Source organism: Haloferax sp. s1, from assembly GCF_058382125.1.
Genome location: NZ_JBZRPK010000546.1, coordinates 1 through 6,996 on the forward strand (window position 1 = coordinate 1; position 6,996 = coordinate 6,996).

The 6,996-nt window shown below is 56.7% G+C and carries 6 protein-coding genes and 1 pseudogene; 1 reads left to right on the plus strand and 6 read right to left on the minus strand.

The genetic code is table 11. From position 1 onward, the window contains the following. The 3 genes from QT222_RS09655 to QT222_RS09665 form a co-directional block, all read right to left on the minus strand. Window positions 1-914, minus strand: a 914-nt coding sequence (locus QT222_RS09655; protein ID WP_491477038.1) for a pyridoxal phosphate-dependent decarboxylase family protein, incomplete at its 3' end; no start/stop codon positions are given. 54 nt (window positions 915-968) lie between these two features. Continuing rightward, window positions 969-1,922: a glutathione S-transferase family protein gene (locus tag QT222_RS09660; RefSeq protein WP_491477039.1), complete on the minus strand. Its 954-nt coding sequence runs from the start codon at window positions 1,920-1,922 to the stop codon at window positions 969-971. 40 nt (window positions 1,923-1,962) lie between these two features. After that, complete coding sequence (locus QT222_RS09665) at window positions 1,963-2,367, minus strand: VOC family protein (RefSeq protein WP_004059714.1); 405 nt, start codon at window positions 2,365-2,367, stop codon at window positions 1,963-1,965. Window positions 2,368-2,875: 508 nt separating this feature from the next. On the opposite strand from QT222_RS09665, the gene QT222_RS09670 reads away from it, so the two are divergent. Next, on the plus strand, window positions 2,876-3,973 hold the full coding sequence (locus tag QT222_RS09670; RefSeq protein ID WP_491477040.1) for a hypothetical protein: 1,098 nt from the start codon (window positions 2,876-2,878) through the stop codon (window positions 3,971-3,973). A gap of 179 nt (window positions 3,974-4,152) precedes the next feature. Here QT222_RS09670 and QT222_RS09675 read toward each other — a convergent pair whose 3' ends face one another. The 3 genes and pseudogenes from QT222_RS09675 to QT222_RS09685 form a co-directional block, all read right to left on the minus strand. Next, complete coding sequence (locus QT222_RS09675; protein ID WP_491477041.1) at window positions 4,153-5,259, minus strand: hypothetical protein; 1,107 nt, start codon at window positions 5,257-5,259, stop codon at window positions 4,153-4,155. Between the two features lie 127 nt (window positions 5,260-5,386). Further along, on the minus strand, window positions 5,387-6,475 hold the full coding sequence (locus QT222_RS09680) for a deoxyhypusine synthase (RefSeq protein WP_004059716.1): 1,089 nt from the start codon (window positions 6,473-6,475) through the stop codon (window positions 5,387-5,389). Window positions 6,476-6,719: 244 nt separating this feature from the next. Beyond that, window positions 6,720-6,996 (minus strand): annotated as a pseudogene (locus tag QT222_RS09685) (ABC transporter substrate-binding protein); the annotation flags it as partial.

Here is a 6,996-nt window from a genome sequence, read left to right on the forward strand (position 1 = left end):
CACCACTTCTGGGGGTTGAACGTCACGGAGTCGGCCCCCTCGATGCCATCCAGTCGGTCCCGTTCGGCTTCGGAGAAGACGAGCGCCCCGCCGTAGGCCGCGTCGACGTGGAACCACAGGTCATGTTCATCGACGACATCACGAACCGCCGGGAGCGGGTCGATGTTCCCAGTCGTGGTCGTGCCAGCGGTCGCGACGACACAGAAGGGCACGCGACCGTCTCGTTCGGCCTGTTCGACCGCCTGGTTCAGCGCGCTCGGCTTCATTCGAGAGTTCGCGTTCGTTTCGACGGCGACGACCGCGTCGGTCCCGAGCCCCAGCAGCATCGCGGCTTTCTGTAGGGAGGTGTGTGCAACGTCTGACGCGAACAGCACCGGCTCACCATCCAGTCCGGCGAGCCCATCGTCGTGAACATCGAATGCTTGGTTTCGAGCGACCGAGAGGGCATGTAGGTTCGCGAGTGACCCCCCGCTGGCGAGGACCCCACCGGCGTTGGGGCCGAGGCCGAACTCGCTGGCGATGGTCTCGGTCAACCGGACCTCGAGTTCCGAGAATACTGGCGACATCTCCACGCTCAACATATTGTTGTTGACCGCCGATGCGACGAGGTCACCCAGTACCGATACCGTCGTCGGCATCGTATCCATATGACCGATATATCCCGGATGCGCGGGGTTCATCGACCCAGCAGCGATGGTCTCGAGGTCGTCGAGAAGGTCGGTCTGGGACCGTGGTGATTCTGGAATCGTTCCCGTAGGGGCGGTCGACTCGTCAGGTAACGGCGACCGCTTTTCGGCCGCTCCGAGCTGCCCGAGGAGCTGATCGAGCACGTCCTCGGTGAGATCCCGGATGGCTTCGGCGTTAGCCCCACTCGGATCGATGAATCCTGTTTCGGGCGAGTTGGAACGATTCATATGGACCGCTTCTCTCCCCAGTGACTTCGAATATAGGGACTCATTGGGCCGATGTCATTTACTTACTGTTCGTTTGCGACTGTGAGAGGCCGTAAAATCGATATTCGGTCCGACCGGCACGAATCCGGTCGGATTGATATCCGTGTGACTCCGGTAGTAGTGCTTCTTGATGTGGTCGAGATTAACCGTCTCTGAGACGCCGTCGTGTTGGTAAATGTCGCGCGTGTATCCCCAGAGGTTGGGATAGTCGACGAGTCGTCGGATGTTACACTTGAAATGCGTGTAGTAGACGGGGTCGAACCGGACCAGCGCGGGGAACAGTCGAAGATCGGCGGTGGTGAGTGAATCCCCGACGAGGAATCGCTGGTTATCGAGCACGTCCTCCCAGTAGTCGAGGGCGTCGAACATGGCCTCGACTGCTCTCTCGTAGGTGTCCTGGGAGTCCGCGAAGCCGGCAGTATACACGCCTTTGAGAATCGGTTCGTGCAGTTTCTCGACGACCGCGTCGATGCGGTCACGCTTGCCCGCCGGGTACAGGTCGTACTCGTCGGTGTGGTCAGCGAACGCCGTCGCGAGCATCTGCATGATCTCGATGGACTCGTTGTTGACGATAGTCCCGTCCTCTCGGTCCCAGAGGACTGGCGTGGTGACGCCGCCAGTATACTCCCGGTCGGCTGCTGTGTAGACTTCGTGGAGGAAGTCCGAATCGTGGATGGAATCCGGCGTACAGCCGGGTTTGTCAGGGGTGAACTGCCAGCCACCGGCCCCACGGTCGGGGTCGACGATGTCCATTGAGATGACGTCCTCAAGCCCGAGCAGTTTCCGGACGAGGGTAGCCCCGTGTGCCCATGGACAGGCGCGGGCGATGTACAGGTGATAGCGTCCCGATTCCGGGGGATATCGAGAGTCCGGGGAGACCCGCTCCCGGAATCCATCGTCACTTCGATTCTGGTCGTTCTCGGTCAATTCGTCAGTCGTCTTCCAGTGGCCGTCGATGAGGCGTCCCATATGTGCTGAATTGTAGTTGGTGGTCGTGTGCGTGCGTCGATTAGGCTGTTTCCACGACGGGTTCTTTGAGTTCGAGAAGATAGCCGAACGGATCTCGAACGTAGATTGCTGGGGCTTCACCAGTCGCACCGTAGGGCGTCCCTTCTCGCTCGATAATGACGCCGGCGTCCTCGAGTTCCTGCTTGACGTCTTTGATATCCTCGTTCAGAATGATTGCGAGGTGATCGAAGTTCTCGCGTTCAGGGTGGACGAACTCGTCGGTCGGTCTCACGTGGATAATCGTGTCTGGTGTCAGCCGGAAGTGGAAAATCGGTGTCTCACCCGCTTCGTACTCGTCGAATCCTTCGAGCGGGAACCCGAGGTGGCCCTGATAAAATTCGACTGCGTGCTCGATCTCGTCCTCCGGGATTCGGAGGTGAACGTGGTCAATTCGTAGTGCGTTCATCTTTCGTATTAGATATAGAAGGTCCGTCGAATATAGTTCAGGCAATCCGGGTCTGATCAGGTCACACTCGGCTAACCACCCCGAAAAGACGAGGAGCGAAACGGTTCCGCAGACGGCAAATGGCGAAAACGCCTACAGTATCCGTAATTCCCAGTACATCCATAAATGAATCCACTCACCTTGGAGAGCACAGAGCGCGGATGTTATCTCGTCATCTCGGTCAGTGTATGGAAATATGGCCGAATGGTCGCAGTCGAGACAGACATAATTCGAAGTTAGATTCGTTATTCAAACCTACTAAACATATCTTGAAGTTCTCTAAGTAATTGTCTCTCTGTCTCAAACTCTCCTAGGGCGGTGGGAGCAAAGTAAAAACAGGAATCGGGAATCTGAGGTGAGATTTAGCCTGGAGATTTCCCGGTTTAATGCTTTAAGTCCAGATCAGTTAGGCAAGGAACAGGTTCATACATTGAAAAAAGTTAACATCCATTGCTATTTAATAACCAATATGAGCGACTTCGGGAAAACTAGTTTAAATAATTCTGGCGGCTTTGCTGGCTCGACAAGAGACAGTCAGCATCTCAATCTATCTGATTCGTTTACGCTTGGTCTCGCCATCGGGTATCTTCGAGAAGCGGGAAAGAATGGATACGAAGTTGGCCGAGAAGAAGGGGATAAAATTCTGTCCACGTTAGAGCTTGTTAAAGTGATTCTCCAATCAAGAGATATTGATTCTCCTGTAGCAGGGAAAGTAACACAGTATAAAAATAGAATACAAAACGAGTACGAACCAGATGAATCCTTGTCTACTAATCATGCAGAAGAGCTAGAGCGAGAAACTCTGACTTGGATAAATCTTCTTGAGCAAGACCTTCAAAACGAACAAAGAATTCCAGCAGCGGACACTGGTATGATGGATGTGGAAGGGTTGCTGAACTCTCCAGACTCATTATTTAGTCGGCCCGTTTGGAATTGGCTGCATGAAAGACCAAAATCTGACGTAAAAGAAGCTTGTCGGTCAATTGTTGTCGGCTCGCCTACCGCATCGGTTATGCTTTCTCTCAGAGCTGTGGAACATTGTCTGAGAGTATGGCACGAAGAGAAGACTGGAAATTCGTTGGAGGCCGCTTGGGGGAGAGTTCTGGAAAAGTTGATAAATGAATATTTGAGTGATGATTCAGAAAATAAGTCGCTTCAGCAGCAACTTAGTGAACTACCTCCTGTGCTGTCAAACCTATATTATCTAAAAGAGAAACGAAATGAGGTGAACCATCCTCAAGAGTCGCCTAACGAGCCGGAGGCACGTCGAACGCTGATGTTTATTGTGGGTACAATCACTGAGATTTACGATGAATTGGTAGAAGAAATACAGGTAGTGTATGATGGGATTGAGTTATCTGTCCCGAAAGAGGGTGTCCCAGATAGCGAAATTGTGCTAAAAGTAATCGAAAGGCTTGACGATGGTGATGGCGCACATAATTCAGACATCTACGAATTTTCAAAGCAATTTGGGATGAGTCAGTACGATGTAAAGGAAGCCAAGCAAGAAATCCTTCTGGCTGGGCGAGCGTATGAACCATCCAGAGAGACTGTAAAGCCAATCTAAGTCGATCTTGAAAGTTCCTTAGTGACAATTCGAAATAGGTCGGTAATAGTTCGGCCTCGGCACTCATAGGGCTCCGCATCACCGAGTGCCTAGTTCGGTTCGGAACGGTGCCGTCGTCATCGGCCACCCGTATATCGCCCCGCAATCGAGTAATCACCATCGGTCTCAACCGAGTTTAGTCACGCTTTCTCCAGCACCGAGACATCGATTTGTGGGTACTGCCTGCTCCCAGACAACGACCCTGCACCGGAAACGACACCCCAGATTCGGACGCGCTCGGTATCGAGGAGCCGAAAGCCGATATCGTCGTCGAAAAACTGACCCACGGGCCAGCGGGCAACCACATCACCGCGAAGGCGGCCTTTCGAGTCCTCGACGGCAATCGTCGCAAATCGTATCTCACCTCGCTCCATCGTCTCTTCGACTCGGCCGGTGTACGTGACGGCCGTTCCGGTGTACATCGCGGGGTCTTCTCGGAGGGTCTCGTAGGGGATCGCCGTCGCGTTCGTGGGCTTGCTCGACGTAGTCGTGCGGTTGGGTTGCCTTGGGTCGTCGTAGAGCGGTTGGGGAGTCGGCACCGACCACTCGACCGTAGGGGTGTTAATCTCGGGGAGGTGGGATTCGACCCACGCCGCACGGCGCGAGATGGCCGCCCGAAGTTTCGGAGACCGTTGGACGATGTCCGATATCTTCTCGACGATCAGGTACGTCACGAGACCGCCGGTGACGTACGTGCCGGCCTTTTTCACGGCCTCGCGGCGGGGTATCTTGTCATCGTCGTCTTCGCCGTCCTCCTCGTCGTCGGTTTCGTCGGTCGCAGTTTCGTCCGCCTCCCCGTCGGCGTCGACGGGGTCGCCCAACCAGTTCGTCGCGGTGGATTCGTCATCCTCATCGACGAGTTGGTGCACGAAGGACTCGACGCCGGTTTCGCGGACTTCGACGGCAATCGAAGGTGCGTCGAGCACGACGAGTCCGGGTTGGTACGCGTCGGCTTCGAGTCGGCCGTGGCCGACCGCGGCCACGTAGGGTTCGATATCTGCCCGATTGCAGGTCCTGACGAACGCGCTCGTCATGTCCGCAGTGATGGCTCTGGTCGACGTCACCCAGATACGAATCTCACGGTGCGCCCCTTCAGGTGTTTCGCCCTCGGCTTCGACGTTCACGTCCGGGCCGTGGAACCTGACCCGTGCCTCGTATCCTCGTGCCTCCCAAATTCGCTCGAAGATGGCCGCGAGTTCGACATCGGAGCGGTCTCCGATAATCGACCCGAGCGACGGCTCTTTCATTCATCCCGACGATGCCAGTCGCGACTGTTAGATGTTAGTACGCAGTTCTCGGAGTTGAGAACTTGCCAGTCAATCCAGTGACAACGCCTCGAATCAAGGAACTGAAAATATCGAATTCGAAAACGACTCAGTCGAGTCGCTCGCGGGCTGCCGCGACCAGAAGCGGAAGCATGATGGTTGCATCGCCCAGCACCGTCGTGTTCCGGGCGTCTTTCTCTAATTTCCCCCACGAGCGAGCTTCATCGAGCGTCGCGCCGGAGAGGCCGCCGGTCGCCGCGGGGTCCATCGTAATCTGGACGCCGTAGTCGTACGCACCGGGTGTGACGAGCATCGTCTGGAGCGTGAAGTTCTTCGGAACGCCGCCGCCGACGAGGAGACAACCGGCCTTGTCGGCGTCGTACGCGAGGTCCGTAAGCGGCGTCATGTCCGAAAGCGCATCCAACGAGAACGACGAGGTTTGGGAGTACATCCACGCCTGCAGGCCGAGGACGGAGTCCTGCACTGCCGGGCAGTAGATGGGGACGTCGCACTCGTAGGCCGCGGCGGCAACGCCCGCATCTTCCTCGATTCCCTCGCGCTCGTTGACCTCGCTGTTGGCGCGGCCGAGTTCGCGGCAGAGGCGTTCGATGCTGACGATTCCCTCTTCTTCGAGCGGCGGGAACACCTCGTCTCGAAGGTGTGACTCGAACAGCGCGAAGTACTCCTGCGGGAGATAGACGTTGTAGATGCGGTCGACTTCCTCGTCGCGGAGCGTCTCGTCGTGCTCGCGGTGGGTCTTTTCGTCGTGGCTCTCACACCCGTGGTGGTGCTTGCCGCCGATAGCTTCGATGGCGTCGTGGGTCAAGTTCGCGCCCGTCGTCACGAGCGCGTCGACGTAGCCGTCACGGATGAGGTCGGAGACGACCTTACGCATGCCCGTGGGAACCATCGCGCCGGCGAGCGACATGAAGACGGTGCAGTCCTCGTCGGCCAGCATCTCGGCGTAGATGTCGGCCGCCTCGTGAACGTCGGCCGCGCCGATTCCGGCGTGGCCGTACTGCTCGACGAGTTCGCCGACGGTCATGCCGCCGTGAACCTCGGCGTGGCCTAACGGGTCGTGCTGGAACTCCTCTCGGTGCGGCATCTCGTAGCCGCCCTCCTCGTTGGTATCGTCGTGTCCCTCGTCGCCGTGGGACTCCTCGTGCCCGCCGTCGTGGGCGTCGTCGTGGTCGCTCATGGGGTGATGTGCGACGGCCGAGCGTTTGAACGCCCCGGTCCGGCGAAGCCGTGTGGAGGCTTGGCGGGATTTGAAAATGACGGCTACTGATTACTGTTCGGTTGGGAGTGTATCACAGAATAGTTCTCCCTGCTGATTCTGAGAGGAATGGTCTACTGCATACGAGGCTGGATTCAGATAGCTCCCGAAAATAGCCATGGGAGTGCGTAGGTAATGAGTGTCGGAGCCTGTATGCGTTTCTGGATTAGACGTCGCCGTTGATGATGTCCGCGACCCGCTGGCGGTCGAACAGCTGCTCCTCTTCGGGAACATCCTGAATCGAACCAGGCCACTCACCGTACTCTTCGGGATACAGCTGTTTGGCGAGCGCCTCCGCCGAGAAGAGGTCGATAATCGGTCCCATGTATTGGCCGCCAGTCCGGACGAAATTCCCGTTTTCGACGGCACGTAGTTGACTCAGCGTGTCGTGGTCCTGTGCCGTCTCGACAATCTTCTGGAACTGAGTGTCATCGATATACGAG